Raw genomic sequence first — 25,837 nt, 5'->3', positions numbered from 1 at the left:
GGTGACCGGTATGCCTCGCTCACGAGCGGCGCCGACGACGTCAGCGGTGCCGCCGTACCCACGCGCGGGCTTTCCGTCCCGGACAGCTACCAGTTCGCCGGTGCTTTCGATCATGCGAAAGGCTGGCGTCCAGGTGGGACCCGGTGTGATCGAGTTCGATCACCGCGGTCGCCTGGGGCAGCAGGGCGTCGCGGGTGGGGTGGTGGTCGACTGGGTAAGCCGTCGCGGTAAGTGCAGACCTCAGGCCACCTCCCGCCGACTCAGCCCGCGAGTGCCACCACTTCGTCGGCGCAGCCCCAGGACAGGGTGACGCCCGCGCCGCCGTGGCCGTAGCAGTGGATGACGTCGCCGTCGCGGTCGAGGCGCACTTCGGGGCGCCACGGCCGCAGGCCGACCCTGGTGCCGAGCACGTCCGCGCCGTCGAGTTCGGGCACCAGCGCGCGGCAGCGGCGCAGGATGTCTTCGGCGACCTCGGGATCGGGCCGGATGCCCGTCCTCCCCCGCTCTTCGGTGCCACCGCACACCACGTGCCCGCCGTGCGGGATCACGTAGGTCGGCACCGCCGCGTCCTCGTCCACGATCCATTCGGTGAGGCCGGGATCGGTCAGGTGCACGACCTGCCCGCCGACGGGCGCCACCGTGCCGTCACCGGCGAGCGCGCCACCGCCGAGACCCGCCGCGTTGACGACCAGGTCGGCGTCCGCCACCTCGGCGAGGCTCGCGAGCCTGCGGTACTCGACGGCCACCCCGGCTTCGGCGACCGCACCGGAAAGCCAGCCGAGGTACCGCGCCAGGTCCACCACCGGTGTGCTGAACCGCAACGCGTTCGTCCACGGCGACGGCACGTCGTCTTCGCGCACGAAACCGGGAGTCGTGTCGGCCCAGGCGGGCCACGGCGCGGTAGCGCGGTGCAGCAGGCGGCCGGGGAGCACGCGGATTCCTGCGTCCTTTTCGGACAGTCGGGTGAATTCCCCGACACCGGCGGCCATCCAGCCCGCGCACCGGTCCTCCGGTTGCGTGCCCGGCGGGTAGATCAGGCCGCCCGCGACGCTCGACGTGGTGTCGCCGACCCGGTCCGCGCTGGTCACCGTCACGGTGTGGCCCGCTTCGGCGAGCCGCAGCGCGCACGTGAGCCCGACGACACCGCCACCGACGACACCGATTCGCATGGAGTTCCGCCCTTTCCTCGTCTCCGGAGACCGTTCCACCGGGGTGGCACGCGGGTCAAGGCATCTGCGTAGGCTCGGTTCCGTGGACCAGGGAACGACGGCAGCGACCGCCGCGAAAACGGTGCGAGGGGCCAAACCCTTCGCGATCACCTCGGCGGTGTGCGCACTCGCGATGGTGGCGCTGGGCATCCCGTTCGCGGGCGGGACCGGCCCCGGCGGGTTCGACCGCGTCTTCGAAGGCTGGGTCGCGACGGTTTTCGGCGGCCAGGCCGAGCTTCTCCGGCTCTTCGTGGTCGCCACCCAGCCCTACGTGCTGATCCCGGTGTTGGCCGTCGTCGCGATCGCGTGCGGCCTGGCGCGGCGCGGTCCCGAGCTGGCGGTGACGCTCGCCGGGCCCGCGATCGCCGTCGCACTCAACACCTGGGTGCTGAAACCGCTGTTCGACCGGCACAACGGCGGCGCGTACGCCTACCCGAGCGGGCACACGGTGAGCCTCGTGTCGACGCTGGCCGTGCTGGTGATCGTGGCGAGGCCCGGCGCGGCCACCTGGCTGACCGCCGCGCTCGCCGTGCTGCTGGTGCCCTTCGCCGCGGTCGGGATGGTCGGGCTCGGCTTCCACTACCTCACCGACGTCATCGGCGGCACCCTGTTCGCGATCGCCTTCGTGCTCGCGACCCGGCTCGCCGGCCTGGCGTACTTCCGGCGGCATCCCTGGCCAGCGCGGCTTTCCCGGCCCTAGCCGCCCTCGGGTTTCTCGCGAGGCCACCGCATGCCCCGAAGGTGACCTTCGGAGAACCTGACGCCGCGATCTCGCCCCTCGCGGCGCGGATGGCGCTAGCTCGGCGTGCTTCCAGCGGCGTCCCTGGCCAGCGCCGTGAGCCTGCTCGTGGCGCGCAGGTACTTCTTGCGGTAGCCGCCTTCGATCATGTCGGCGCCGAACAGCTCCCCCAGCCCGACACCCGAGACCAGCACCGGGATCGCGCGGTCGTAGAGCCGGTCGGCGAAGGCGACCAGGCGCAGCGCCACCATCTGGTCCGGCGCCGGGCGCACGTCCCGCAGGTGCACCAGCGACACCCCGTCCACCAGGCGCCCGTACCGCGACGGGTGCAGGCTCGCCAGGTGCGCGCACAACGCGTCGAAATCGTCCACAGTGGACCCCGCGCGGGCTTCGGCGGAGCGTTCCAGCTCCTCGCCGGTCACCGGGGGCGGTGCGTCGGGGAGGCCGCGGTGCCGGTAGTCGGGGCCGTCCACCCTGATCACGCCGAACCGGCTCGACAGCGACTGGATCTCCCGCAGGAAGTCCTCCGCGGCGAACCGGCCCTCGCCGAGCTTCTCCGGCAAGGTGTTCGACGTCGCGGCGATGTGCACGCCGGCATCCATCAGCTCGCGCAGCAGCCGCCCGACGAGCATGGTGTCACCGGGGTCGTCGAGCTCGAACTCGTCGATCGCCAGCAGGCGGTGTGCCGAGAGCCTCCGCACCGCCTCGGCGAACCCGAGCGCGCCCACCAGGTGGGTCAGCTCGACGAACGTGCCGTACGCCTTGGGGCCCGGCACCGCGTGCCACAGCGACGCGAGCAGGTGCGTCTTGCCGACCCCGAAACCGCCGTCGAGGTAGACGCCCATCGGACCGGCCGGGGTGTCGTCGCGGGAGCCGAACAGCGACCGGAACCGCGAACGCTTCGCCTCCTTCGCCCCTGCCGAAACGCGGTCCGCGAACGCCGAGCAGGAGCGGACCGCCTCGGCCTGGCTCGGCTCGTCCGGGTTCGGCACGTACGTGGAGAACCGGACCGTGTCGAACCGCGGCGGCGGCACCAGCGCCGTGATCAGCTCGTCGGCGCCGATCTCGGGCCGCCGGTCGGTCAGATGCGCTGGGGACATGGCCACGACCCTAGAACCAGCGCACCCCACGCCCCGCACTCGCCCCGAGTCTCGACCACTCTCACTCGCCCCGAGTCTCGACCACTCTCACTCGCCCCGAGTCTCGGCCACTTTCACTCGCCCCGAGTCGACGAGAACCTGGTCACGTGCTGGGATGAAGGGGTGCAGACCCTGTGGCCAGCCCCGGCGGGAACCCCCGTGGACGACGACGAGCTGGCGCGCGTGTACGGATACCCGGACGGGCTGACGCGGCCGTGGGTGCAGGCGAACTTCGTGTCCTCGGCGGACGGTGCCGTCACGGTCGACGACCAGTCGGAGGGTCTGTCGCACCCGGCGGACAAGCGGATCTTCCTGCTCGGCCGCGACCTCGCCGACGTGGTGCTCGTCGGCGGCGGCACGGTGCGGGCGGAGGGGTACCGCGGGGTGCGCACGAACGCGACGCGACGCGCGCGCCGGGACCGGCTCGGGCTGTCCCCCATCCCGCCGATCGCGGTGGTCACCGGCAGCGCCGGGATCAGCCCCGATTCGCCGCTGCTGACCGACACCGAGGTACCGCCGATCATCGTCACCACCGACGCCGCGTCCGCGGAGCGCAAGCGGACGCTGGCGGGCGCCGGCGCCGAGATCCTCATCGCGGGCGAGCAGAAGGTCGACCTGACCGCGGCGCTCGCCACCCTCGGGAGCCGGGGGCTTCGCCGCGTCGACTGCGAGGGCGGCCCGCACCTGCTGGCGGAGCTGATCGCCGAGGACCTCGTCGACCAGCTCTGCCTGACCGTGGCGCCGCTGCTCGCGGGCGGCGGCGCCGGCCGGATCGCGATCGGCCGGACCTCGAGCGCGCCCCGGTCCATGGAACTGGCTTCGGTGCTGCACGAGGACGGGTTCACCATGCTCCGCTACCGGAAACCGGGGCCACCGCCTTGACCTCCCTGTCCGACGAAGCGCTGCTGGCCAAGGCCGTCAAAGGCGACCAGGGCGCGTTCGACCTGCTGGTGCGCAGGCACACGCCGAAGATGTACCGGGTCGCGCTGCGGATCACCGGGTCGGCGGCCGAGGCGGAGGACGTGGTGCAGGACGCCTGGATCTCGGCGTGGCGCGCGCTGTCCGGGTTCCGCGGCGACGCCGCGGTGTCGACGTGGCTCTACCGCGTGGTGACCAACGCCGCGCTCGGCCAGGTCCGTCGGCGCAGGCCCACCGTGTCGCTCGACGCCGCGATGGCGCCGGGCGAGCAGGGCGGCAGCGGCGCGGCCTTCGAAGGCGCCGCGTTCGCCGACACCGCGGCGAACCCCGAGGGCAAGGTGGTGCGCGCGGAGCAGGTCGAAGCCGTGCTGCGGGCGATCGCGACACTGGACGTTTCCCAGCGGGTGCCACTGGTCTTGCGCGAGCTGGAAGGACTGAGCTACGAGGAGGTAGCCGACGTGCTGGAGGTGAGCGTGCCCGCACTCCGGTCCCGCCTGCACCGGGCACGGGTGGCGCTGCTGGCGAAGTTGAGGGAAATCCGATGACCCCCTCCGGAGAAATGACCGAGGACCCGCGGGACGACCCGAACTGGGAGCTCGTCCGCGCGGCGGCCGGTGCCCCGGTGCCGACGCCGCCGGGGCTCATCGCGCGCGTGCTGCACTCGGTGCACGGGCTGCGGGGGCGCGTGTTCGGCGCCTCCGTGGAGTTCCCGTCCGAGCGGGGCACGCTGCGGGTGAGCGAGCGCGTGCTGGTGCTGCTCGCACGGCGGCTGGCGGCCGGGATCGGCCAGGAGATCGGCGGCGTGCACATCTCGGCGGTCGCGCTGGACGGGGACGGCCTGCAGGTCCTGCTCACCGTGCGGTACGGGGTCGCCGCGGGCGAGGCGTCGGCACTGCTGCGCGCCCGCCTGCACGCGGCGCTCACCGACCAGCTCGGCGGGACGGCGCCCGTGGTGACGGTGCACATCGTGGACGTCCACCCGGACTGAGACTCACCCGTTCGGAGGAACTTGCGACAGAAGACGAATGGGCGCGACATCGTAGGGGCAGCACCCCCTGGCACTACCGACCCGGCACCAGTGACCTCGGCCCGTTCCGGGCCGTCGGAAGGAGCGCATTCCATGACACAGTCCGCTTCGAGCGACAGTGGCACGCCACCGGCGAAAATCGCCGGGCAGACCGCCGCGCTGAACGAAGAGGGATCGCTCGGCAAGACCACCATCTCCTCGACGGTGGTGCAGAAGGTGGCCGGTGTCTCGGCCCGAGAGGTGTCCGGCGTGCACGCGCTCGGCGGCGGGGTTTCCAGGGCGTTCGGCGCGATCAAGGAGCGCATTCCCGGCTCCGGCACGGTGACCACCTCCGGGGTCTCGGTGGAGGTCGGCGAGCGGCAGGCCGCCGTCGACCTCGACGTGGTGGTCGAGTACGGCGCCAGGATCGTCGACGTGGCCAAGGCGGTGCGGCGCAACGTGATCACCACCGTCGAGCAGATCACCGGGCTCGAGGTGATCGAGGTGAACATCGCGGTCAACGACATCCACCTGCCCGAGGACGACGAGGGCGAAGAGACCTCCTCCCGCGTCGAATGAGCGGGGCGACAGGCATGACGAGGGCAGCCGGCGGCGACGTGCTCGCCGAGCGGATCGCGGCAGCGGTGGGCGCGCACCCCGCGGTGGAACGGCTCGACGCCGGGCCGCTCGGTGTCGTCGCGACGCACCTGCCAGGGCACCGGGTGCACGGGGTCCGGGCGGGCGAAGCGGGCGAGCCGGTCGAGATCTCGGTGGTGCTGCGGATGACCGGCCCGCTGCCGGACCTGGGCGCCGAACTGCGCGCGCTGGTGCGCGGGATCGCCGGTGACGTCGCGGTGCACGTCACGGTCACCGACATCACCGGACCCGGCACACCCGATCCGTCCACTGTGGACACCGGTCCGCCCGGCGGAAGCGGGACCCGCGTGCGGTGACCGAGGGCGCAGGCGAGCACGAGGACGAGGCCCGCGCCGCGAGAGCGGCGTTCCGGGCCTACGTGCGCGCCAACCACCCCGACGTCGGAGGCGATCCGGACGAGTTCGCCGAATGGCTCGCCGCGTCCCGCGCCGAACGGGACGCGGCGAGGAACGCGGACGGGCCCGAGGAAGACGACAGCCGCTACGACGCGCCGATCAGCTTCGTCACCAGCCCGAGGTTCACCACGCGCTGGCGCCGCCGGAAGAAGAGACCACCCAGAGTCGACTAAGGAGATTCCCTCAACATGAATGCGACCCAGACCGGCATTCTGGCCGGGCTCATCCTCGGCCTCGCCGCCACGCAGGGGTTCACCGCTTTCCTGATCACGCTCGCGGTCGGGGTGATCGGCCTCGTGGTGGGCCGGGTGCTCGACGGCGAGCTCGATCTCGGCGACGTGTTCGGCAAGGGCCGCGACAAGTGACGGTCGCGCTGCCGGACCCGGAGGAGCGGGGCACCCTCCGCATCGCGCACTCGGTGGTGCGCAAGGTCGCGCAACGGGCCGCGGACCAGGTCCCCGGCACGGCGCGCGTGCAGCGGAAGGTCGCCGGGCTCGGCCTTGGCGACCACGGCGCGAACGCGGCCGTTTCGGGCCGCGACAACGATGTGGACCTGAAGCTGGACGTGGCGCTGCACTACCCGGGTTCGGTGCGCGAAGTCGTGGCGCGGGTGCGCGAAAAGGTCTCGGGCGAGGTCGAGCACATCACCTCGTACCACGTGCGCGCACTCGACGTGACGGTCTCGGCGCTGGTGCCCGACGTGGCGCCGCGGGTGCGCTGAGGCGCTCACCCGGCGAGGAACCAAGAAACTAGGAGCACGATCGTGCGTGTATTCGTCCGCTTGCTGTCCACTCTGCTGGCGATCGCCGTCGCGGGGGCGGGCGGGCTGCTGGCGCTGGAGGTCGGCTGGCACTGGTGGCGCCCGGGGGACTCGCCCCTGCTGGTGCCGTGGCCGCGCTGGCGCGACCGGCTCGGCGAACTCGGGTGGGATTCGTCCGTGATGAAGGTGACCGCGGGCGTGCTGCTCGCGGCGGGCCTGATCGTGCTGCTCGTGGCGTCGGCGGCGAAGCGGCGCGCGGTGCGGCTCACCGATCCCGCGGACGAGGTCAGCGTGACGACCTCGCCGCGCTCGCTGGCGCGGATCGTCGGGAACCAGGTTCGCGCGCAGGACAACGTGACGGGCGCGTCGGTGACGGCCACCGCGAAACGGGTGCGGGTACGCGCGACCAGCAGGCTGGCGACCGAGGGGCAGTTGCGGCCGCAGCTGCTGGAATCGGTGCGGACGCTGCTGGACACGGTGCCGCTGGTGCGCAGGCCGAAGGTGTCCGTAGTGGTCGACTCCCCCAAGGACCGGAAATGACGCGCAAGTCGACTTCGGCCAAAGCGCTCGCGCGTTCGTACCGCGCGGAGCGGTCGCTGACCTTCGTCGCCGGGGTGCTCGCGGTCGCCGCGGGCGCCGCCGCGCTGCTGGTGGGGTTCCGCGTGTTCGGCGAGTTCCGGGCCGCGCGGCCGGTGCTGGACCCGATCGCGGTCACCTGGCTCGGCGCCCGCGCGACGATCGCGAAGATCGTCGCGATCGCGGCCGGGATCGCGTTGTTCGCGTTCGGCCTGTGGTGGCTGGTGCGGTCCCTCAAGCCCGAGGGCAAACCGGATCTGGAGCTGGACCGCACCGAGGGCAGCGCGCTGACGGTCGCCTCGTCCGCGATCGCGGACGCCGTGCGCGCCGACGCGGAAAACGTCGACGGGGTGAGCAGGGCCAAGGTGCGCGCGGTCGGCGGCACCGACGATCCCGCGCTGCGCCTCACGCTGTGGCTGCGCGACGGCACCGACGTCCGCAAGGTGTGGGAGGACATCGACACGCGCGTGCTGGCGCGCGCCCGCGATTCGCTCGGCGTCCGGACCCTGCCGACGGCGGTGCACCTCGAACTCGACGCCACCGACCGCAGGCGGGTTCGCTGATCAGTCGCGGACCCACCGGTGATAGGCGTCCAGGTCGACGTTGCTGCCGCAGAGGACGGTGACGACATGGCGGCCGGCGAAGCGGTCGCGGTCTTCCAGGACGGCGGCGACCCCGAGCGCGGCCGAGGGCTCGACGACCAGGCCAGCGTGCTCCAGGAGCAGCCGCATACCGGCGATGATCGACGACTCCTGGACGAGGACGGCGTCGTCGGCGATCGCGAGCAGGTCGTCGAGCACCGCGGGGATGGGGTACCGGCCCGCGACACCGTCGGCGATGGTGTCGGCCGATTCGGTGGTGACGACGCGGCGCTCGTGCCAGGAGCGGGTCATCGCCGGCGCGCCACCGGGCTGCACGCAGATCACCTCGGTTCCGGGTGCCAGTGCCTTGAGGGCGTAGCCGACGCCGGTCGCCATCGCGCCGCCGCCGAGTGCGATCAGCACCGTGTCGAACGGGGCGCCTGCCAGTTCGAGGCCGATCGTCGCGGCGCCCTCGCAGGTCTCGATGTCCAGGCTGTCTTCGAGCAGCCGGATACCGCGCCGCTGCGCGATGTCCACCGCCCGCTCGCGGGCCAGCTCGAAGTCGCCGTCCACCACTTCCAGCTCCGCGCCCAGCGCACGGATCCGATCGAGCTTGGTGGCCGGTGCGCGCCGCGACGCCACGACCGTCACGTCGAGGCCGCGGCGGCGGCCCGACCACGCCAGCGCCTGCCCGAGGTTGCCGGCGCTGGCGCACACCACGGCGGTCCGGCCCTGCTCCGCCAGCAGGCTCGTGACCAGCTCGGTGCCCCTGCCCTTGAAGCTGCGGACCGGGTTCGCGGTTTCCAGCTTGACGCTCACCGCGCAGCCGAGCCCGCGACCCAGCGCGTCGCAGGAGTACATCGGGGTATCCAGGAACACGGGGTCGATCCGGCGGCGGGCCGTGTGGATCCGGTCAAGGTCAAGCCGCGTCCCGAGCACGCTGCGACGTTAGTGCGAGGGTTCCGCGGCGTCCAGCCAGCGGCCCATGCAGGACAACAACTCGCCCGCGTCGACGGGTTTCGTGACGTAGTCGCTGGCGCCGGAGGCCAGGCTCTTCTCCCGGTCGCCCTCCATCGCCTTGGCGGTGACCGCGATGATCGGCAGCCGCTCGAACCGGGGCATGCCGCGGATCGCCGCGGTGGTGGCGTGCCCGTCCATCCCCGGCATCATCACGTCCATCAGCACCAGGTCGATGTCGGAGTTCTCGAGCAGCACGTCGATCCCCTCGCGCCCGTTCGGGGCGTGCACCACGGAGAACCCGTGCAGTTCGAGCATCCCCGACAGGGCGAACACGGTGCGCGTGTCGTCGTCGATCAGGAGGACCTTCCCGCCCTGTGTCGCGGAAACCGGGCGTTCGGCAGTCGCTTCCACCACCGCTGCCTCGTCTTCGTCACCGGTCAGCAGCCGCCGGACCCGTTCCCGTAGAACGTCCAAAGAGGACACCATCTCGATCGGGTGGGTGCGCGCGTGCGCGCGGAGGATGCGGTCCTCCGCGCCGCTGAGGCCGCCGACGGCGTGCGCGAGCACGGGAACGGTGATCGTCTCGGGGCCCTCGCCGAGCTGCTTGAGGAACGTGACCGCGGCGGCGCCCGGCAGGTCGAGGTCCAGCACCACGCACGTGTAGGAGCGTGAGGACAGCAGCTCGAACGCGCGATCGGTGCCGCGCACCTGGTCCACCCGCACCCCGAGGTCGACGGCCGCGCCGCGCGCCACGTGCGTGAGCAGGCTGTTCTCCTGCGACTCGACCACCAGGATGGCCCGTTCCGAGCCGGCCGCGGGCAGGGACGGCGCGTACGGCGTCGCGTCGCCTTCGAACCGCGCGACCGGCAGCCGCAGGGTGAACGTGCTGCCCTCGCCCGCCGTGCTGTCGGCGACGATCTCGCCACCGAGCAGGTGCGCGATCTCACGGCAGATGGACAGCCCGAGCCCCGTCCCGCCGTACTTCCGGCTGGTGGTGCCGTCGGCCTGCTGGAACGCCCCGAAGATCGATTCGAGGTTCGCCGTGTCGATCCCGATCCCGGTGTCCACCACGGTGAACGCGACGAGCGATTCACCCGCGTCCGCCATCGAGTCGACCCGCAGTTCGACGCTGCCCTCTTCGGTGAACTTCACCGCGTTGGACAACAGGTTCCGCAGTACCTGCCGCAGCCGCTGCTCGTCGGTGAACAACAGCTCCGGTACGCCGTCGCCCACCGTCACCGCGAACTCGAGTCCACTGTCGACGGTCAACGGCCGGAAGGTGGTGCGCACGTAGTCGAGTAGCTGGCGCAACGGGAACAGCTCGCGGTGGATGTCCATCTTGCCCGCCTCGACCTTCGACAGGTCGAGGATGTCGTTGATCAGCTGCAGCAGATCGGTGCCCGCGGACTGGATCACCTTCGCGAACTCCACCTGCTTCGCGCTGAGGTTCTGCGTCGAGTTCTGGGCGAGCACCCCGGCGAGGATGAGCAGGCTGGTCAACGGGGTGCGCAGCTCGTGCGACATGTTGGCGAGGAACTCGGACTTGTACTTCGACGCGAGCGCGAGCTGCTGCGCGCGCTCTTCGATCTCCTGGCGCGCCTGCTCGATCTCGAAGTTCTTGACCTCGATGTCGCGGTTCTGGCGCGCGAGCAGCTCCGCCTTCTCCCCCAGCTCGGCGTTCGAACGCTGCAGTTTCGCTTGCTGCGCCTGGAGTTCCTCCGACCGCTGCCGCAGTTCCTCCGCCAGCCGCTGCGATTCTTCGAGCAGCGCGTCCGTGCGCGCGTTGGCCACGATGGTGTTGACGTTGACCCCGATCATCTCCATGAGCTGTTCGAGGAAATCGCGCTGCACCGCGGTGAACCGCGTGAACGACGCCAGTTCGATGACGCCGAGCACGCGGTCCTCGAACACGATCGGCAGCACGATCAGGTTCACCGGCGCCGACGAGCCGAGGCTCGAGGTGATCCGCACGTAGTCCGGCGGCGTCTGGTCGACCACGATCGTCCGCCGCGTCCGCGCGGCCTGCCCGATCAGGGACTGGCCGAGGTCGAACTCCGTCGGCGCGCCCGCCCCGGCGTAGTGGCCGTAGCTGGCGATGAGCCGCAGCCGCTGGTCGCCCTCGTCCGAGGAGGAGAGGAAGAACGTGCCGTGCTGCGCGCCGACGAGCGGGGTCAGCTCGTTCATGATCACCGCGCCGACCACGCGCAGGTCGCGGTGGCCCTGGATGAGGCCGGGCACGCGGGCGAGGTTGGTGTTGAGCCAGTCCTGCTGCTGGTTCGCCAGCGTGGTGTCCCGCAGCGACCGCACCATCGCGTTGATGTTGTCCTTCAGTTCCGCGACCTCGCCCTGCGCCTCGACCGAAATCGACCTCGTCAGGTCGCCGCGCGCGACCGCGCTGGTGACCTCGGCGATCGCGCGCACCTGGCGGGTGAGGTTGCCCGCGAGCCCGTTGACGTTCTCGGTCAGCCGCTTCCAGGTCCCCGAAATGCCCTCGACCTCGGCCTGCCCGCCGAGCCGCCCTTCGCTGCCGACCTCGCGCGCCACCCTGGTCACCTCGGCCGCGAACGCGGAAAGCTGCTCCACCATCGTGTTGATGGTCGTCTTCAGCTCGAGGATCTCGCCGCGCGCGTCGACGTCGATCTTGCGGGACAGGTCGCCGCGCGCCACCGCCGTGGTCACCTGCGCGATGTTGCGCACCTGGTTGGTCAGGTTGTTCGCCATCGAGTTGACGTTGTCGGTGAGGTTCTTCCAGATCCCGGCCACATCGGACACCCGCGCCTGCCCGCCGAGGATGCCGTCCGTGCCGACCTCGCGCGCCACTCTCGTCACCTCGTCGGCGAAGGCGGACAGCGTGTCGACCATCGTGTTGATGGTCTGCGCCAGCGCGGCCACCTCGCCCTTCGCCTCGACGGTGACCTTTTTGGACAGATCGCCCTGCGCGACCGCGCTGGCCACCTTGGCGATCGAGCGGACCTGGTCGGTGAGGTTGTCGGCCATCACGTTCACCGACTCCGTCAACCCCTTCCACGTCCCCGAAACACCCTTCACATCCGCCTGACCACCCAGCCGCCCCTCCGTACCCACCTCACGCGCCACCCGCGTCACCTCATCCGCGAACGACGACAACTGCCCCACCATCGTGTTGATCGTGTCCTTGAGCTCCAGGATCTCCCCGCGCGCGTCGACCCGGATCTTCTGCGTCAGATCCCCGTTCGCGACCGCCGTGGTCACCTCGGCGATCGAGCGGACCTGGTCGGTGAGGTTGTCGGCCATCACGTTCACCGACTCCGTCAACCCCTTCCACGTCCCCGAAACACCCTTCACATCCGCCTGACCACCCAGCCGCCCCTCCGTACCCACCTCACGCGCCACCCGCGTCACCTCATCCGCGAACGACGACAACTGCCCCACCATCGTGTTGATCGTGTTCTTCAGCTCCAGGATCTCCCCGCGCGCGTCCACCGTGATCTTCTGCGTCAGATCCCCCTTCGCCACCGCGGTGGCGACCTGCGCGATCGAGCGCACCTGCGCGGTCAGGTTCCCCGCCATGAAGTTCACCGACGTCGTCAGATCACGCCACGTCCCGGCCACCCCCGGCACCTGCGCCTGCCCGCCGAGCGCGCCTTCGGTGCCGACCTCGCGCGCCACCCGCGTCACCTCGTCCGCGAACGAGGAAAGCTGGCCCACCATCGTGTTGATCGTGTTCTTCAGCTCCAGGATCTCCCCGCGCGCGTCGACCCGGATCTTCTGCGTCAGATCCCCGTTCGCGACCGCCGTGGTAACCTCCGCGATCGACCGCACCTGCGCGGTCAGGTTCCCCGCCATGAAGTTCACCGACGTCGTCAGATCACGCCACGTCCCCGCCACCCCCGGCACTTCGGCCTGCCCGCCTAGCCGCCCCTCGCTGCCGACCTCGCGCGCCACCCGCGTCACCTCATCGGCGAACGACGACAACTGCCCCACCATCGTGTTGATCGTGTTCTTCAGCTCCAGCATCTCGCCCTTGACGTCGACGGTGATCTGCTGCGTCAGATCCCCCTTCGCCACCGCCGTGGTCACCTCCGCGATCGACCGCACCTGCGCGGTCAGGTTCCCCGCCATCGCGTTGACCGAGTCGGTGAGCGCCTTCCAGGTGCCCGACACGCCCGGCACCACGGCCTGCCCGCCCAGCTTCCCGTCCGTGCCGACCTCGCTCGCCACCCGCGTCACCTCGGACGTGAAGCGCGCGAGCTGGTCGACCATGCCGTTGAACACCGTCGACATCTCGTCCATCAGCGGGTCGCCCGCCTTCGGCAGGCGGCGGCTGAAATCCCCGTCCCTGACCGCTTTCAGGCCTTCCAACAGGTCGAGCAGGCTCTGTTCGCCCGCCGTGCGCTCACCCATCACGCCGCTCCGTTCGCTCGAGTAGCCCATGGCGCCGCGCGGCCGGGACCACACCCGATTCGCTGGTGACCCCGAGCTTGGCCATCATTCCGCGCACCACGTGCCGCACCAGCTCCGGCTCCAGCCGCAGCCGCCTGCCGATGTCGTCGATCTCCGACCCGGTGCCGAGCATGCGCAGCACCTCGCGCTCGCCCTCGGTGAGGCCGAAGTCGCCGTCACGGGGTTTCGCGGCCGGAACTGGCGACCGCGCCGGTGCCAGCGACGGCGAGTCGGCGAACACCCCGTACCCGTCGGCGACCCTGCGGATCGCGCCGACGAGATCGCCGAACGGCCCCGCCTTGAGCACCAGCCCCGACCCGCCCGCGACGACGACCCGGTCGGCCAGCGCGCGGTTCGCGTCACCGGTGTACACCAGCACCCTGCTGCCCGGCGACGCTTCGAGGATCTCGCCGATCGCCGACACCGCGTCGCCGTCGGACAGGCGCCGGTCGAGCAGCACCACCGAGGGCCGGTGCCGTTCCACGGCGACCACCGTCTCCGCGACCGACCTGGCGCGGGCGACCACTTCGACGTCCTCGACCTCGTCGAAGGCGAGTTCGAGCGCGTCCGCGACCATGTCGTGGTCCTCGACCAGCAGCAACCGGACCATCAGGCCCTCCTGTCGTCGGAATCCATTGTTCGCCTCCCCGCGCCGGTAAACCAGCGTGGCGTGCGGCCACCTCCCACCGCGGTCCGGGCAGAATGTCGCCATGGCGTTGCCGATCGAGCCACCAGTCAAGCCCATGCTCGCGCGTCCGGTGAAGAGCATCCCGGATTCCGGCGAGTTGCTCTTCGAACCCAAGTGGGACGGGTTCCGGTGCCTGGTCTTCCGCGACGGTGACGACCTCACCTTGCAGTCCCGCGCCGGAAAACCGCTGAACCGGTACTTTCCCGAAGTCCTCGACACGCTGCGCGCCGCGCTGCCGGACCGGGTCGTGGCCGACGGCGAACTGGTCGTGGCGCGAGGCGGCAAGCTCGACTTCGACGCGCTCACCGAACGCGTCCACCCGGCGGAGAGCAGGGTGCGCCTGCTGGCCGAGCGGACACCGGCCAGCTTCGTGGCCTTCGACCTGCTCGCGCTCGACGACCGCGCCTTCGCCGACGAGCCGACGAGCGTGCGCCGCGAGCACCTGGTGAAGCTGGCCGCCGACGGCGTGCACATCACGCCCGCCACCACCGACCCGGCGACCGCGCGCGAATGGTTCACCCTCTTCGAAGGCGCTGGCCTCGACGGCGTGATCGGCAAACCGCTCGCGGCGGTCTACGAGCCGAACAAGCGGATCATGTTCAAGTACAAGCACACCAGGACCGCCGACTGCGTGCTGGCCGGGCTGCGGTGGCATGTGGACGGTGCCGAGGGCGAGGCCGTCGGCTCGTTCCTGCTCGGCCTGCACGACGAGCACGGTGTGCTGCACCACGTCGGCGTGGTGGGCTCCTTCCCGGTGGCGCGGCGCCGCGAGCTGGCCGCCGAACTGGCCGATCTCGTCACCGACGGCGCGCACCCGTGGCTCGGCGAGGCGACGGTCGAAGGACAGCGGCTGCCGGGCGGGATCACCCGGTGGCGGGCGAAGGAGCACGCCTGGGTGCCGCTGCGGCCGGAACGCGTCGTCGAGGTGTCCTACGAGCACACCGAGGGCGGCTACCTGTCGCGGTTCCGGCACACCGCGCAGTTCCTCCGCTGGCGGCCCGACCGCGAGCCGTCGTCGTGCGACTACGCCCAGCTCGAAGAGCCCGCGCGCTACGACCTCGACGCCGTGCTCCGCGGCGAAGTCCGCCCGTCGGCGTAGCTACCCGCTTACCGATCTCTCACCCAGGGCATGCGAAGGTCGTTCCAGCTCGCGTGCAGAAAGTGAGGACCCCGCCCGTGCCCCGCCGTCTCCCCCTCGCCGGTCGTCCCAGGGGGCTCCAGGCCGTGGTCATCCCGCTGGTGACCGCCGCACTGCTGGCCGGCTGTACCGCCGGCCCGTCGACCCGCCCGGAAGTGGTCCAGAACGACGGCCCGCCGCCGAAGGCGCCGTCCCCGGCGCAGCAGGTGCCGCTGCCCCCGCTGGTCGCGCCGACCAGGTCGACGCTGGAGTGGGCGGACTGCGGCGACGAAACCCGCGCGCGGCTCGGCGAGCCCGCGGTGGACCCGTCGCTGAAGTTCTCCTGCGCCCGGATGTCCGCGCCGCTGGACTCGCCCGATCTCCCCGGCCGCGGGCTCACCAGGGTCTCGCTGCTCAAGGTCGGCACCGGGCCGGTGCCGCTCGCCGTGCTCAACGACATCGACGGCGAGCCCGGCACCCTCCACGCCGCGCGGCTCGCCGCGACCCTGCCAGCCGAGCTGCTGCGGAAGTTCAGCCTCGTCGGCGTCGACCGGCGCGGCTCCGGCCAGTCGAGCCCGATCGGCTGCGTGTCGAAGGACGTCAGGTCGGCGCTGCTCGGCCACGACCCCGCCGACGAGAACGAGGACGCGGTGCTCGACGCGGCGCGCAAGGCGGGCCAGCAGTGCAGCATCGAGCTGGACACCGAGCAGCAGGCGCTGGACACCTGGCGGACCGCGGGCGATCTCGAGGAGCTGCGCGACGAACTCGGCCTGACCAAGCTGAACGCGATCGCGCGGGGCGAGGGCTCGAAGGTCCTCACCGCCTACGCGGTGCGCTACACCGGACGCGTGGGCCGGTTCGTGCTCGACGGCATCCCGGACCCGTCGAGCGACCGCACCACGGTGCTCGACGGCGCGGCGGCCGCGGCACAGTCCACTTTGGACGCCTTCGGCGCGGACTGCGTGGCGCGCGGCTGCCCGATCGGCGGCAACGCCACCGCGGCGGTGACCGGGCTGCTCGACCGGGTGCGCGGCACACCGCCGGTGCTCGAGAGCGGCGACCAGTTCGGGCCGGGCCTCGCGCTGCGCGCGGTACTGGCCGGGCTCGCCGACCGGGCGAAGTGGCCGGAGCTGGCCGACGCGATCGCCGCGGGCCGCGGCGGCGATCCGGCGAAGCTCGCGACGTTCACCGACCGCGCCCTCAACGGCAGCGCGCTGCAGCCCGCCCGGCTCGACGCGGCGCTGGCGACGACCTGCAACGACACGAAGACCAGGGTCCCCGCCGACCAGATCGGCACCGTCGCGGCCACGCTGCGCCAGAAGTACCCGCTGTTCGGGCCGCTGCTGGCACAGGAGCTGGCGTGGTGCAGCCCGTGGCCGACGCGGAGCGAGCCGCCGCCACCGGCGGGCGCACCCGGCGCGCCGCCGATACTCGTGACCAGCACCGCGACCGACCCGGTCACCCCGGAACAGGGCACGATCCGTGCGACGCAGCAGATGCCGAGCGCGGTGCGGGTGGCCTGGCAGGGCGCCGGACACGGCTCGCTCGGCTCACCGTGCGTGCTGACCGCCGTGCGGGGCTTCCTCGTGGACGGCAAGGTGCCCACCGACGGCACCCTCTGCCCCGCCTGACCTCGTCCCGGGCTCGCGTCGTGAAGGCCGAGCTGGGGTGCTGGATTCCATAAAGGACGCTTCCGCGGAGATCGGGTGGGCGGGTCCGCGCACGCTCTGGCCCGTCAATGCCCTGAAGGCGCCCTTCGGGGACCTGTCCGGGGGATTCAGCCGCCCAGGCCGCCCGCAACCTGTTCGGACACGGTCTTGAGCGCCTCGACGCCCGCGCGTACCGCGGGGGTGTCGGCGCCGGTGCGCCACACGACGTAGATCGTCCGGTACACGACCGGTTTGGTCGCCACGATCCGGACCTCGTCGGGGACCGAGCCCGGCCTGGTGTGGATGAGCTTCGGCACCATCGCGGCCACCAGGTTCCCGGCGACGAGCGCGAGCTGGGTCGAGTACCCGCCGACCGTGCAGGTCACGTCCGGTTCGAGCCCTTCCGCGCGCAGCGTCTGTTCGAGCCAGTGGTGGCACCGGGAGCCCTCGGTCCACGCGACCCACGGCAGATCGTCCACTTCGGACAGGTTGACCGTCTTGCGGTGCGCGAGGCGGTGCGTGGCGGGGAGCGCGAGATCGGTGGTCTCGGTCAGCAGCGGTTCGCGCGAGGTCGACGCGACGATCGGCGCGGGATAGTTCTCCCAGCTCTCGATCACCGCGAGGTCGAGGTCGCCCGCCGCGACCGCGGGCACCAGCAACTCCGCCTCCCCCTGGGTCAGGCTCACCGACACGCGAGGGTGCTTCGCCGCGAGCCTCGCGAGCGCGGGCGGCAAGAGCGCGTGCAGGCTCGTCGAGATGGCGCCGATCCGCAGCGGCCCCATGATGTCCTGGCGCAGTCCGTCCAAATCGGACCGTGCGGTGGCCAGCTGGGCGAACACCACCTCGGCGTGCTCGGCGAGCACCTTGCCGGCCGGGGTCAGGCGGACGCCCCTGCCCTGCGGTTCGAGCAGCGGCTGGCCCGCTTCCCGTTCCAGCTTGCCGAGTTGCTGGGACACCCCCGACGGAGTCACGTGCAGCACCTCCGCGGCGGCCGCCACCGACCCGTGCGTGGCGACCGCGAGCAGCGCGCGCATCCTCTCGAGTCCGAACACGGTAGCGATACTACCGAATCAGCCGCAGAAACATTCGCTTGTCGTACACCGTCCCGGCCACCAGGCTGGATGCATGACCGCCACCACCGACCGCGCCGAAGCGAAGCTTCCGGCCGTCCCGCGCACCGGATCGGGCCTGCTCACCCGGATCGTCGAGAGCGCCGATCCTCGCCTGCTCGCCGTCGCGGGCGGCCTGTGCGTCTCGGCCTCGTCGCTGCTGGTGAAGCTGTCCGGGACGTCCGCGGGCACCAGCGTGTTCTTCCGGTGCCTGCTCGCGCTGCCGCTGCTCATCCCGCTGGCGCTGGCCGAACGCCGCCGGGAGGGGCGGCAGCCCGTGCTGCTGCCGCTGATCGCGGGCGCGCTGCTCGGGGTCGACCTGGTGTGCTGGGCCGAGGCGATCGGCGCGGTCGGCGCCGGGATCGCGACCGTGCTGGTCGCCGTCCAGGTCGTGATCGTGCCGGGACTGGCGTTCGCGTTCCTCGGCGAGCGCCCCGGCCGCCGCTACCTGTTCGCGGTGCCGGTGTTACTCGGCGGCATCGTGCTCGCCGGCGGTGTCGCCGATCCGTCCGCGTTCGGCCCGGCGCCGCTGTACGGCACCGTCACCGGTGTCGTCGCCGGGATCGCCTACGCGGGGTACCTCCTCCTGCTGCGCCGCGGCACCAAGCCCGGCGGGCAGGTGCGGTCGGTGTGCCTCGCCACGGTGTCGGCGGGCGCGGTCGCGGTGGCCGTCGGCGCGCCGTGGCACGGCGTCGACCTCGCACCGGGCTGGGCCGCTTTCGGCTGGCTCGTCGCGCTCGCCGTGTGCGGGCAGGCGGTGGGCTGGCTCCTCGTCGGCGCCGCACTCCCCCGGCTGTCGTCGAGCACCGGCGCGACGCTGATGCTCATGCAGCCGATCGGCGCCGTGGTGCTCGGCGTACTGCTGCTGGGCGAAGCACCGAGCGCGCTCCAGCTCAGCGGGTGCGCCGCGGTGGTCGGCGCGGCGTGCTTCGTCAGCATGCGACGTCGCTGACCGCCTACTCGCAGGCGGTGCCGTCGTGGTCGCGGTCGAGCGCCGGGCGGTAGCCGGGTTCGCCCACGTGCAGGGGTGCCGCGTTGGCCGCCCTGGCCGCGTCGCAGTTCTTGTAGTAGGCCGAACCACCGCCGGAGCTCGCCGGTGGCGCTTCGGTCGTCGGTTCCGGTGGCGGGGCGGCCTTGGGTGTGGGCGGCGGCGCGACGGTCCGCTCGACCGGCGGCGCCGGTGGAGCCACCGAGGACGGTGACGGCGCGGGCGGGGTGTCGATGGTGCCGAGACACGGCGGCGCCCAGAGTCCCCGTTTCGCGGTCTCGGCTGCCCCTTCCGCGGCCTTCCTGGCGGTGTCGAAAACTGTTCCGGTCGTCGCGAACCGCGCATACCCGGCTTGCACCGCGAGCAGGGAATAGTCGCTGCCATCGGTGAGCTTGAGCGAAGCGACCGCGGAATCAGCGCTGTCGATATCGAGGGTGACGTACTGGTTCATCAGTGCGTTTCTCGCCCACGCGGCGGATTCGGCGCCAAAGCATCCCGTTCCGTTCGCGGGCGGGGTGCGCAGCCCGGAAATGCGCACCAGCGACACCCCGAGCGGACCGGTGACGCGTACCGTCCCCGCGTCGACGATCTCGGTCACGAGGTATCGCCCCGGTGGCGCGGAACTGGTGGTGGCGGTGGGCGTCGCCGTCGTGCTCGCGGCGGACGGCGCCGCCGATTCCTCCTTGGGCGACGGCCCGAAGATCGCGCCGAGCACGAAAAGGACCCCGAAAGCGGCCAACACGATTTTGATCCAGTTCGGCAGCATTCTCCGCATCGGCGCTCGCACGTTCATAAAGGTGGACTCGGCGTTCGAGATCACCGTGTTACGCGTTTCGCGAGATCGTGCGCGGAACCGTGATCCGGCCGGTCACGTTCGCGCTACGGAATCGCGGCGAATGAGCATTCACCCCGTTTTCCGGTCACATCCCGCGACGCAGGGCGATGCACCAGCCGTCACCGCGAACCCGAGGGGAACGGAGCCCATCGCCATGCCGGACCTCATCGACCTCGTGCGGTTGACCAAGGACGGGCGCCATTCGCCCGCCACCACCGAGTTCACCGCGATCGACGTGGAGACCACCGGACTGCACCCCGGCCACGTCGTCGAGATCGCGGCCGTGCGGATCCGCGCCGACGGGACGGTGCTCGGTGAGCTTTCCTCGCTCGTCGACCCCGGGTTCGGTATCGACCCCGGCCCCTCCCACGTCCACCGCATCACCCGCGTGCAGCTCGACGGCGCGCCTTCGTTCGGCGACCTCGCCGGCTACCTGCTCGAACTCTGCCGCGACAGTGTTCTGGTCGCGCACAACCTGCCGTTCGAAAAACGCTTCCTCGCACAGGAGTTCGCGAAACTGGGGATGCGCGTGCCACCGCTGCCCGGCGTCTGCACCCTCGCCACCTCGCGGAGCACGCTGAACCTGCCCAACCACCGGCTGGCCACGATCGCGGGCGCAATCGGGATCGAAGGCTTCGACTCGCACACCGCGCTCGCCGACGCACGCGTCTGCGCGCTGCTGGTGTCGACGTTCGTGGCCGCGCACGGCCTGTCCTTCACCACCCGTCCCCGATTCGCCGACCTGCCCCGCCCGCGCTCGACGGTCCTCCCCCGACCCCGGCCCGAAGCCGTGCCGAGCGGGCACCCGACCTGGCTCGCGGGGATGGTGGACCGGCTGCCGACCGCAGGGCTGCGGACCGGCGTCACCGAGGACGCCTACCTGGAGATGCTCGAAGACGCACTCGCCGATCGGCACCTGTCCCCCGGGGAAGCCGCCGCGCTCAGCGTGCTCGCCGATTCGGCGGGGCTGATGGCCGACGACGTGCTCCGGCTGCACCGGGGATTCGTCGCCGCGCTGCGCGAAGTCGCCGAAGGCGACGGGATCGTCACCGCCGACGAGGAACACGACCTCGTCCAGATCGCACACGCGCTCGCCGTGCCCGAAGTCCTCCACGGGCTTCACCGCACCACGCCGTTGGCGAAACGGCGGGCGCCGCGGGTTCTCGTGCTGGGGACCACCGCAGTCGAGGACGAGTTGCGCGCGGCTGTGCTCGTCGCCGGGATACCGCTGGCCAAGAAACTGACCGCCTCGGTCACCCACGTCGTCGTCGGTGCGGGCGTCCCGGCCGCCGAACCACGGCTCGAACGGGCGAGAGAGCTGGGAGCCGCCGTCCTGGCCGCTTCCGAGGCCCGAACGGCGCTCGGCCTGCCCTCACCCGGCGTTCCCATAGACCGTGCCGAACGTCGCGCCGGTGAACGCGAGGTCGTGCACGCCCCCGTTCCGCCGCCACGCCCTCCGGTGCCCGCGCAGCCGGTCTCGTACCGGGTGCGCACGGGACAGGTCTACATCCTGATCGGGCTGGTCCTGATGGTCATCTCGGTGGCCTCCCAGTTCGGCGGTGCCGGTCTGGTCGTCGGGCTCGTCGTGGGCGTGCCCGGCGGTTGCGCGCTCCTCGCGGGCTGGTACGTCATGGACGGCGCCACGCCCCCGCGTCCGCGAGGCGGCGCTCCATCGCGGTGACCGGCAGCCGCAGCACGTCAGCACGTCAGCAGAAGGCGAGCGCGGCGAGTACCGGGCGGTGGTCGGAGGCCCGCGTGACCGGCACTTCGGCGTCCCGCACCCGGAACCCGCCCGAGGTCGTCACGAAGTCGATCTTCGCGGTGGGTGCCACCGCGGGGTAGGTGGCGTCCGGCGGTCCCGCGTCGCGCACCCGGCGCAGCAGTGGCGCCAGCTCCGGGGCGGCCGGGGGTGCGTTGAAGTCGCCGAGCAGGACCTGCTTCGCGCGTGCGCCGTCGTGGTCGAGGACGCGTACGGTCTCCCCCGCCTGGATCCGCCGGATCGCGGGATCGGGCCGGTAGTCGAGATGGGTCACGTAGATGTGCAGGCGCTCGCCGTGAACGCGCACCTCCGCCTCGGCGAAACCCGGCGCCGGCGCGGGAACCGGGTTGGGGTCCACTGTGGACAGCCGGGTGAGCTGGTGGTTCTCGGTGCGCAGGAACGGGAACCTGCTCAGCACGGCGACCCCGTACCGCCGCCGGTCGGGGCGCCCCTGCTCGGCGGGGAGGTCGTAGATCGGCGCGAAGAACACGTGCATCCCGGTAAGCGCGGCGAGTTCCGCGGCCTGGTCGGCGTAGCCGCTCCTGGCCGCCCAGTGCTGGTCCACCTCTTCGAGGCCGACGACGTCGGCGCCGGTGTCGAGGATCGCCCGCGCGGTCCGCGCCAGGTCGAGCCTGCCGTCCGCGCCGATCCCGGTGTGGATGTTGTAGTTGAGCACGCGGATACCGGCGGGCTGCGCGCTCGCGCTGCCCGGCACGCACACCAGCAGAACCGCTGCCGTCACCACGGCACCGGCCGTTCGAAAGAACTTCACGGGTGCGAACCCTACTGCGTGAAGAGGTACTCGCCGTGTCCTACTGGCGGTAGGACTCGACCTGGCTGGCCGGGCGCACCTGCGCGCCGTTGGGGTCGGCGCCGAACTCGGTGTGCGCCCTGCGCTGGCGCAGGAGGTCCCAGCACTGGTCGAGGCGCTGCTCGAGCAGCCCGAGGCGGCCCTGCTCCTCGACGGACAGGCCGGTGCCGGTCACCCGCGAGCGCAGTTCGCGTTCCTCGGCGATCAGGTCGTCGATGCGGCTGAGAATCTCGTTTTCGGCCATGCGGTCTCCTGGGGTCGGGGTGCCGCCACGACGCTACGCCAACCAGCGGGGAATTCGCACCGGAATCCGTTCGTTGGGAGCGGTATGAGCTACGACGACGCACTCTTCCCCGCGGAGGAGTCATGAGCACAGACGACGTACTCCTCCCCGCGGAGGAGTCATGAGCACAGACGACGCACTCTTCCCCGCGGAGGAGTCATGAGCACAGTTGAACTGACGACCGAGAACTTCGACGACGTCGTGGCGGTCAACGAGTTCGTCCTGATCGACTTCTGGGCCAGCTGGTGCGGCCCGTGCCGTCAGTTCGCCCCGGTCTACGAGAAGGCGTCCGAGAAGCACGAGGACCTCGTGTTCGCCTCGGTCGACACCGAGTCCCAGCAGCAGCTCGCGGCGGCCTTCGAGGTGCGCTCGATCCCGACGCTGGCGATCATCAGGGACAAGGTCCTGGTCTACTCGAACCCCGGCGCCCTGTCAGAGGTGGCGCTGGAAGACCTGATCGAGCAGGCGCGCGGCCTCGACATGACCGAGGTGAAGGCCAAGGCGGCGGCCGCCGAAGCCGAGTGACCGATAGCTGGTTTTCCCTGGTGGCCACCGGTTCGGGGCACGGTGACCACCAGGGAAGCTTCGACGCGGTTCAGCTCTTCGTGGCGAGACCGCGCAGGAAGAACGTCATGTTCGCGGGACGTTCCGCCAGGCGGCGCATGAAGTAGCCGTACCACTCGTCGCCGTAGGGCACGTACACGCGCATCGCGGCGCCGTCGGCGGCGATGCGGCGCTGCTCGTCGGGACGGATCCCGTAGAGCATCTGGAACTCGTGGTCGTCGGCCTTCCGGCCGCTGTCCACCACGAGGTGTTCGGCGATCGCGATCATCCTCGGGTCGTGCGAGGCGACCATCGGATATCCCTTGCCCCGCATGAGCACCCCGAGGCAGCGCACGTACGACTTGTCCACTTCGGACTTGTCCTGGTACGCGACGGAAGCGGGCTCCGCGTAGGCGCCCTTGCACAGCCGGACGCGCGAACCGGGGCCGGAAAGGTCGACGCAGTCCGCCTCGGTGCGGGCCAGGTACGCCTGCAGCACCGCACCGACCCACGGGAAGTCGACGCGCAGCTCCCGGAGGATGCCGAGCGTGGAGTCCGTGGTGGTGTGGTCCTCCATGTCCAGCGTCACCGTGGCACCGGCGTCCGCCGCGGCGACGCAGATCTTCCTGGCGTTCTCCAGCGCGACCTTCTCGCCGTCCACCGGCAGGAACTGCCCGACGGCCGACAGCTTCACCGAGACGTCCGCGCCTGCCGCGAGCCCTTCGCCGGACAACGCGCCGAGCAGTGCCGAGTAGGCCTCGGCGGTCCGCGCGGCCTGCGTGGTGTCGGTGGTGTCCTCGCCGAGGTGGTCGAGCGTGACCCGCCTGCCATCGGCGGTCAGCTCGCGAACCACTCTGACCGCGTCGGGGGTGGCCGCCCCCGCGACGAACCGCTCGACGACGGACCTGGTCACGGGGACAGCTTCGACCAGCGAACGCATCCTGGTGGATCGCGCCGCCGCCAGCAAAGATGCACGCAGCATCGCGCACTCCTTTCGGGAAGGGCCTCAGCCCTGGTGCGGGTAGCCGACGCTCGTCGGCGGGACGAAGTTCTCCTTGATCGAGCGCGGGCTCGTCCAGCGCAGCAGGTTGAAGATCGAACCCGCCTTGTCGTTCGTGCCGGACGCGCGCGCCCCGCCGAACGGCTGCTGGCCGACGACCGCGCCGGTCGGCTTGTCGTTGACGTAGAAGTTGCCCGCGGCGAACCGCAGCGCCTCCATCGTCTTCGCCACGGCCGCGCGGTCGTTGGCGATCACGGCGCCGGTGAGCGCGTAGTCGGCGGTCTCGTCGACGAGCTTGAGGATCGAGTCGTACTCCGCGTCCTCGTACACGTGGAGTGCGAGGATCGGGCCGAAGAACTCGGTGCGGAACACGTCGTGCTTCGGGTTGCCCGACACGATCACGGTCGGGCGCACGAAGTAGCCGACGCTGTCGTCGACGGTGCCACCGGCGATGACCTCCAGCTCGGGGTCGTTCGCCGCGCGGCTGAGGACGTCGGCGTGCTTGTCGAAGGCGCGCCGGTCGATCACCGCGCCGCCGAAGTTGCCGAAATCGGTGACGTCGCCGTAGGTCAGCGCCTCGGTCTCGGCGATCAGGCCGTCCTTGAGCTGGTTCCACAGCGAACGCGGCACGTAGGCGCGCGATGCCGCCGAGCACTTCTGGCCCTGGTACTCGAAGGCGCCGCGGACGAGCGCGGTGCGCAGCACGTCGACGTCGGCGGACGGGTGCGCGAGCACGAAGTCCTTGCCGCCGGTCTCACCGACCAGCCGCGGGTAGCTGCGGTACCCGGAGATGTTCGCCCCGACGGTGCCCCACAGGTGCTGGAAGGTGGGGGTGGAGCCGGTGAAGTGGATGCCCGCGAGGTCGCGGTGGGTCAGCGCCACCTCGGAGATCTCCTTGCCGTGCCCGGGCAGCAGGTTGATCACGCCCGGCGGCATCCCGGCCTCTTCGAGCAGCCGCATGGTCAGGTGCGCGGCGAAGCTCTGCGTCAGGGCGGGCTTCCACAGCACCACGTTGCCCATCAGCGCGGGCGCGGTGGGCAGGTTCCCCGCGATGGCGGTGAAGTTGAACGGGGTGATCGCGTAGACGAACCCCTCGAGCGGGCGCTGCTCCATGCGGTTCCACAGCCCGGCCGAGCTGGACGGCTGCTCGGCGATCAGGCGTCGGCCGTAGTCGACGTTGAACCGCCAGAAGTCGGCGAGCTCGCAGGCGGAGTCGATCTCGGCCTGGATCGCGGTCTTCGACTGGCCGAGCATGGTCGCGGCGTTCAGCGTCGCGCGCCACGGGCCGGACAGCAGGTCGGCGGCGCGGAGGATGATCGCGGCGCGGTCGTCGAACGAGAGCGAGCGCCACTCGGGGGCGGCGGTCTTCGCGGCCTCGATCGCGTCAGCGGCGTCGGCGCTGGTGGCGCCGCGCACGGTGCCGAGCACGGCGCGGTGGTTGTGCGGCTGGACGACGTCGATCGGCGCACCGCCGCCGGGGCGCTGCTCGCCGCCGATCGTCGCGGTCAGTTCGAGCGGACCTTCGCTGCCCAGGCGCTTCAACGCTCCCTCGAGCTCAGCGCGTTCGGCGCTGCCGGGGGCGTAGTCGCGCACCGGCTCGTTCTTCGGGGCGGGGGTCTGGGTGACGGCGTCCACGGCGGCTCCTCGACTTTTACCTGGGGATTTCCGAGAACGGTATGCCCGCGAACACGGTC

At 71.5% G+C, this 25,837-nt stretch carries 27 protein-coding genes; 16 read left to right on the top strand and 11 right to left on the bottom strand.

Annotated elements, in window-relative coordinates:
- Positions 1–260 precede the first annotated feature (260 nt).
- Positions 261–1,169: an FAD-dependent oxidoreductase gene (locus ABD256_RS05460; RefSeq protein WP_344414085.1), complete on the bottom strand. Its 909-nt coding sequence runs from the start codon at positions 1,167–1,169 to the stop codon at positions 261–263.
- 82 nt (positions 1,170–1,251) lie between these two features.
- Between ABD256_RS05460 and ABD256_RS05455 the strand changes: the two genes are divergently transcribed.
- Complete coding sequence (locus ABD256_RS05455; protein ID WP_344414082.1) at positions 1,252–1,908, top strand: phosphatase PAP2 family protein; 657 nt, start codon at positions 1,252–1,254, stop codon at positions 1,906–1,908.
- A gap of 95 nt (positions 1,909–2,003) precedes the next feature.
- On the opposite strand, the gene zapE is transcribed toward ABD256_RS05455, so the two are convergent.
- Complete coding sequence (gene zapE / locus ABD256_RS05450) at positions 2,004–3,047, bottom strand: cell division protein ZapE (RefSeq protein ID WP_344414080.1); 1,044 nt, start codon at positions 3,045–3,047, stop codon at positions 2,004–2,006.
- 162 nt (positions 3,048–3,209) lie between these two features.
- Between zapE and ABD256_RS05445 the strand changes: the two genes are divergently transcribed.
- The 10 genes from ABD256_RS05445 to ABD256_RS05400 all read left to right on the top strand — a co-directional run bounded on the left by ABD256_RS05445 (position 3,210) and on the right by ABD256_RS05400 (position 7,961).
- Positions 3,210–3,968: a pyrimidine reductase family protein gene (locus ABD256_RS05445; protein WP_425546380.1), complete on the top strand. Its 759-nt coding sequence runs from the start codon at positions 3,210–3,212 to the stop codon at positions 3,966–3,968.
- A 5-nt stretch (positions 3,969–3,973) separates the two neighbouring features.
- Complete coding sequence (locus tag ABD256_RS05440) at positions 3,974–4,549, top strand: RNA polymerase sigma factor (RefSeq protein ID WP_344414215.1); 576 nt, start codon at positions 3,974–3,976, stop codon at positions 4,547–4,549.
- Entirely contained in the window at positions 4,546–4,992 is a 447-nt protein-coding gene (locus ABD256_RS05435) for a hypothetical protein (protein WP_344414076.1), read from the top strand. Before ABD256_RS05440 ends, ABD256_RS05435 begins: the two co-directional genes overlap by 4 nt.
- A 132-nt stretch (positions 4,993–5,124) precedes the next feature.
- Positions 5,125–5,589: an Asp23/Gls24 family envelope stress response protein gene (locus tag ABD256_RS05430; RefSeq protein ID WP_344414074.1), complete on the top strand. Its 465-nt coding sequence runs from the start codon at positions 5,125–5,127 to the stop codon at positions 5,587–5,589.
- A gap of 14 nt (positions 5,590–5,603) precedes the next feature.
- Positions 5,604–5,963 (top strand): hypothetical protein, encoded by a 360-nt coding sequence (locus ABD256_RS05425; protein ID WP_344414071.1) that lies wholly within the window; start codon positions 5,604–5,606, stop codon positions 5,961–5,963.
- Positions 5,960–6,235, top strand: a complete 276-nt coding sequence (locus tag ABD256_RS05420; RefSeq protein WP_344414069.1) for a hypothetical protein — start codon at positions 5,960–5,962, stop codon at positions 6,233–6,235. The genes ABD256_RS05425 and ABD256_RS05420 overlap by 4 nt, the downstream gene beginning before the upstream one ends.
- Positions 6,236–6,250: 15 nt before the next feature.
- Entirely contained in the window at positions 6,251–6,427 is a 177-nt protein-coding gene (locus ABD256_RS05415; protein ID WP_344414067.1) for a hypothetical protein, read from the top strand.
- Positions 6,424–6,783 (top strand): Asp23/Gls24 family envelope stress response protein, encoded by a 360-nt coding sequence (locus tag ABD256_RS05410; RefSeq protein ID WP_344414065.1) that lies wholly within the window; start codon positions 6,424–6,426, stop codon positions 6,781–6,783. Before ABD256_RS05415 ends, ABD256_RS05410 begins: the two co-directional genes overlap by 4 nt.
- 42 nt (positions 6,784–6,825) lie before the next feature.
- Positions 6,826–7,362 carry a DUF6286 domain-containing protein gene (locus ABD256_RS05405; RefSeq protein WP_344414063.1) on the top strand — a complete coding sequence of 179 codons (537 nt, stop codon included), beginning with the start codon at positions 6,826–6,828 and terminating at the stop codon, positions 7,360–7,362.
- On the top strand, positions 7,359–7,961 hold the full coding sequence (locus ABD256_RS05400) for an Asp23/Gls24 family envelope stress response protein (RefSeq protein WP_344414061.1): 603 nt from the start codon (positions 7,359–7,361) through the stop codon (positions 7,959–7,961). The genes ABD256_RS05405 and ABD256_RS05400 overlap by 4 nt, the downstream gene beginning before the upstream one ends.
- On the opposite strand, the gene ABD256_RS05395 is transcribed toward ABD256_RS05400, so the two are convergent.
- Genes ABD256_RS05395 through ABD256_RS05385 form a run of 3 tightly spaced genes read right to left on the bottom strand, consistent with a single transcriptional unit; the run spans position 7,962 to position 13,971 of the window.
- Positions 7,962–8,918 (bottom strand): threonine ammonia-lyase, encoded by a 957-nt coding sequence (locus ABD256_RS05395; RefSeq protein WP_344414059.1) that lies wholly within the window; start codon positions 8,916–8,918, stop codon positions 7,962–7,964.
- Positions 8,919–8,927: 9 nt separating this feature from the next.
- The gene (locus tag ABD256_RS05390; RefSeq protein ID WP_344414057.1) at positions 8,928–13,322 is read right to left on the bottom strand and encodes a HAMP domain-containing protein; all 4,395 of its coding nucleotides are present in this window, start codon (positions 13,320–13,322) and stop codon (positions 8,928–8,930) included.
- Entirely contained in the window at positions 13,315–13,971 is a 657-nt protein-coding gene (locus ABD256_RS05385) for a response regulator transcription factor (RefSeq protein WP_344414055.1), read from the bottom strand. Before ABD256_RS05385 ends, ABD256_RS05390 begins: the two co-directional genes overlap by 8 nt.
- 100 nt (positions 13,972–14,071) lie before the next feature.
- Here ABD256_RS05385 and ABD256_RS05380 point away from each other — a divergent pair, with 100 nt between their 5' ends.
- Both ABD256_RS05380 and ABD256_RS05375 read left to right on the top strand, forming a co-directional pair.
- A complete protein-coding gene (locus tag ABD256_RS05380) occupies positions 14,072–15,148 on the top strand; it encodes an ATP-dependent DNA ligase (protein ID WP_344414053.1) in 1,077 nt (358 codons plus the stop codon).
- A gap of 77 nt (positions 15,149–15,225) precedes the next feature.
- Positions 15,226–16,797: an alpha/beta hydrolase gene (locus ABD256_RS05375; protein WP_344414051.1), complete on the top strand. Its 1,572-nt coding sequence runs from the start codon at positions 15,226–15,228 to the stop codon at positions 16,795–16,797.
- 146 nt (positions 16,798–16,943) lie between these two features.
- Here the strand turns inward: ABD256_RS05375 and ABD256_RS05370 are convergent, their stop codons facing one another.
- Positions 16,944–17,867, bottom strand: a complete 924-nt coding sequence (locus ABD256_RS05370; RefSeq protein WP_344414049.1) for a LysR family transcriptional regulator — start codon at positions 17,865–17,867, stop codon at positions 16,944–16,946.
- Between the two features lie 73 nt (positions 17,868–17,940).
- Between ABD256_RS05370 and ABD256_RS05365 the strand changes: the two genes are divergently transcribed.
- Entirely contained in the window at positions 17,941–18,876 is a 936-nt protein-coding gene (locus ABD256_RS05365) for a DMT family transporter (protein ID WP_344414047.1), read from the top strand.
- Between the two features lie 4 nt (positions 18,877–18,880).
- Here ABD256_RS05365 and ABD256_RS05360 read toward each other — a convergent pair whose 3' ends face one another.
- Positions 18,881–19,699 carry a thermonuclease family protein gene (locus ABD256_RS05360; protein ID WP_344414045.1) on the bottom strand — a complete coding sequence of 273 codons (819 nt, stop codon included), beginning with the start codon at positions 19,697–19,699 and terminating at the stop codon, positions 18,881–18,883.
- Positions 19,700–19,901: 202 nt separating this feature from the next.
- Here ABD256_RS05360 and ABD256_RS05355 point away from each other — a divergent pair, with 202 nt between their 5' ends.
- Complete coding sequence (locus ABD256_RS05355; RefSeq protein ID WP_344414042.1) at positions 19,902–21,428, top strand: 3'-5' exonuclease; 1,527 nt, start codon at positions 19,902–19,904, stop codon at positions 21,426–21,428.
- 25 nt (positions 21,429–21,453) lie between these two features.
- Here the strand turns inward: ABD256_RS05355 and ABD256_RS05350 are convergent, their stop codons facing one another.
- Positions 21,454–22,278: an endonuclease/exonuclease/phosphatase family protein gene (locus ABD256_RS05350; protein ID WP_344414040.1), complete on the bottom strand. Its 825-nt coding sequence runs from the start codon at positions 22,276–22,278 to the stop codon at positions 21,454–21,456.
- 40 nt (positions 22,279–22,318) lie between these two features.
- A complete protein-coding gene (locus ABD256_RS05345; RefSeq protein ID WP_344414038.1) occupies positions 22,319–22,561 on the bottom strand; it encodes a DUF2630 family protein in 243 nt (80 codons plus the stop codon).
- Between the two features lie 198 nt (positions 22,562–22,759).
- On the opposite strand from ABD256_RS05345, the gene ABD256_RS05340 reads away from it, so the two are divergent.
- Positions 22,760–23,125, top strand: coding sequence for a thioredoxin family protein (locus ABD256_RS05340; RefSeq protein ID WP_344414036.1), 366 nt, complete (start codon positions 22,760–22,762; stop codon positions 23,123–23,125).
- A 70-nt stretch (positions 23,126–23,195) separates the two neighbouring features.
- Here ABD256_RS05340 and ABD256_RS05335 read toward each other — a convergent pair whose 3' ends face one another.
- Together ABD256_RS05335 and pruA are read right to left on the bottom strand one after the other, a co-directional pair.
- Positions 23,196–24,125: a proline dehydrogenase family protein gene (locus tag ABD256_RS05335; protein WP_344414034.1), complete on the bottom strand. Its 930-nt coding sequence runs from the start codon at positions 24,123–24,125 to the stop codon at positions 23,196–23,198.
- Positions 24,126–24,149: 24 nt separating this feature from the next.
- Positions 24,150–25,778 carry an L-glutamate gamma-semialdehyde dehydrogenase gene (gene pruA / locus ABD256_RS05330; RefSeq protein ID WP_344414032.1) on the bottom strand — a complete coding sequence of 543 codons (1,629 nt, stop codon included), beginning with the start codon at positions 25,776–25,778 and terminating at the stop codon, positions 24,150–24,152.
- Positions 25,779–25,837: the final 59 nt, after the last annotated feature.

The organism is Amycolatopsis minnesotensis (genome assembly GCF_039529815.1).
Classification (GTDB): domain Bacteria; phylum Actinomycetota; class Actinomycetes; order Mycobacteriales; family Pseudonocardiaceae; genus Amycolatopsis; species Amycolatopsis minnesotensis.
The sequence above is the reverse complement of the archived record's forward strand: the minus strand, read 5'-3'. Positions and strand labels throughout refer to the sequence as shown.

Bases quoted from the DNA above. Each gene is read 5' to 3' on its own strand.
- ABD256_RS05425 (WP_344414071.1), top strand. From the start codon at position 5,604: ATGACGAGGGCAGCCGGCGGCGACGTGCTCGCCGAGCGGATCGCGGCA.
- ABD256_RS05385 (WP_344414055.1), bottom strand. From the start codon at position 13,971: ATGGTCCGGTTGCTGCTGGTCGAGGACCACGACATGGTCGCGGACGCG.
- ABD256_RS05390 (WP_344414057.1), bottom strand. From the start codon at position 13,322: ATGGGTGAGCGCACGGCGGGCGAACAGAGCCTGCTCGACCTGTTGGAA.
- ABD256_RS05460 (WP_344414085.1), bottom strand. From the start codon at position 1,169: ATGCGAATCGGTGTCGTCGGTGGCGGTGTCGTCGGGCTCACGTGCGCG.
- ABD256_RS05430 (WP_344414074.1), top strand. From the start codon at position 5,125: ATGACACAGTCCGCTTCGAGCGACAGTGGCACGCCACCGGCGAAAATC.
- ABD256_RS05435 (WP_344414076.1), top strand. From the start codon at position 4,546: ATGACCCCCTCCGGAGAAATGACCGAGGACCCGCGGGACGACCCGAAC.
- zapE (WP_344414080.1), bottom strand. From the start codon at position 3,047: ATGTCCCCAGCGCATCTGACCGACCGGCGGCCCGAGATCGGCGCCGAC.
- ABD256_RS05340 (WP_344414036.1), top strand. From the start codon at position 22,760: ATGAGCACAGTTGAACTGACGACCGAGAACTTCGACGACGTCGTGGCG.
- ABD256_RS05345 (WP_344414038.1), bottom strand. From the start codon at position 22,561: ATGGCCGAAAACGAGATTCTCAGCCGCATCGACGACCTGATCGCCGAG.
- ABD256_RS05415 (WP_344414067.1), top strand. From the start codon at position 6,251: ATGAATGCGACCCAGACCGGCATTCTGGCCGGGCTCATCCTCGGCCTC.
- ABD256_RS05355 (WP_344414042.1), top strand. From the start codon at position 19,902: ATGCCGGACCTCATCGACCTCGTGCGGTTGACCAAGGACGGGCGCCAT.
- ABD256_RS05380 (WP_344414053.1), top strand. From the start codon at position 14,072: ATGGCGTTGCCGATCGAGCCACCAGTCAAGCCCATGCTCGCGCGTCCG.
- ABD256_RS05335 (WP_344414034.1), bottom strand. From the start codon at position 24,125: ATGCTGCGTGCATCTTTGCTGGCGGCGGCGCGATCCACCAGGATGCGT.
- ABD256_RS05400 (WP_344414061.1), top strand. From the start codon at position 7,359: ATGACGCGCAAGTCGACTTCGGCCAAAGCGCTCGCGCGTTCGTACCGC.
- ABD256_RS05365 (WP_344414047.1), top strand. From the start codon at position 17,941: ATGACCGCCACCACCGACCGCGCCGAAGCGAAGCTTCCGGCCGTCCCG.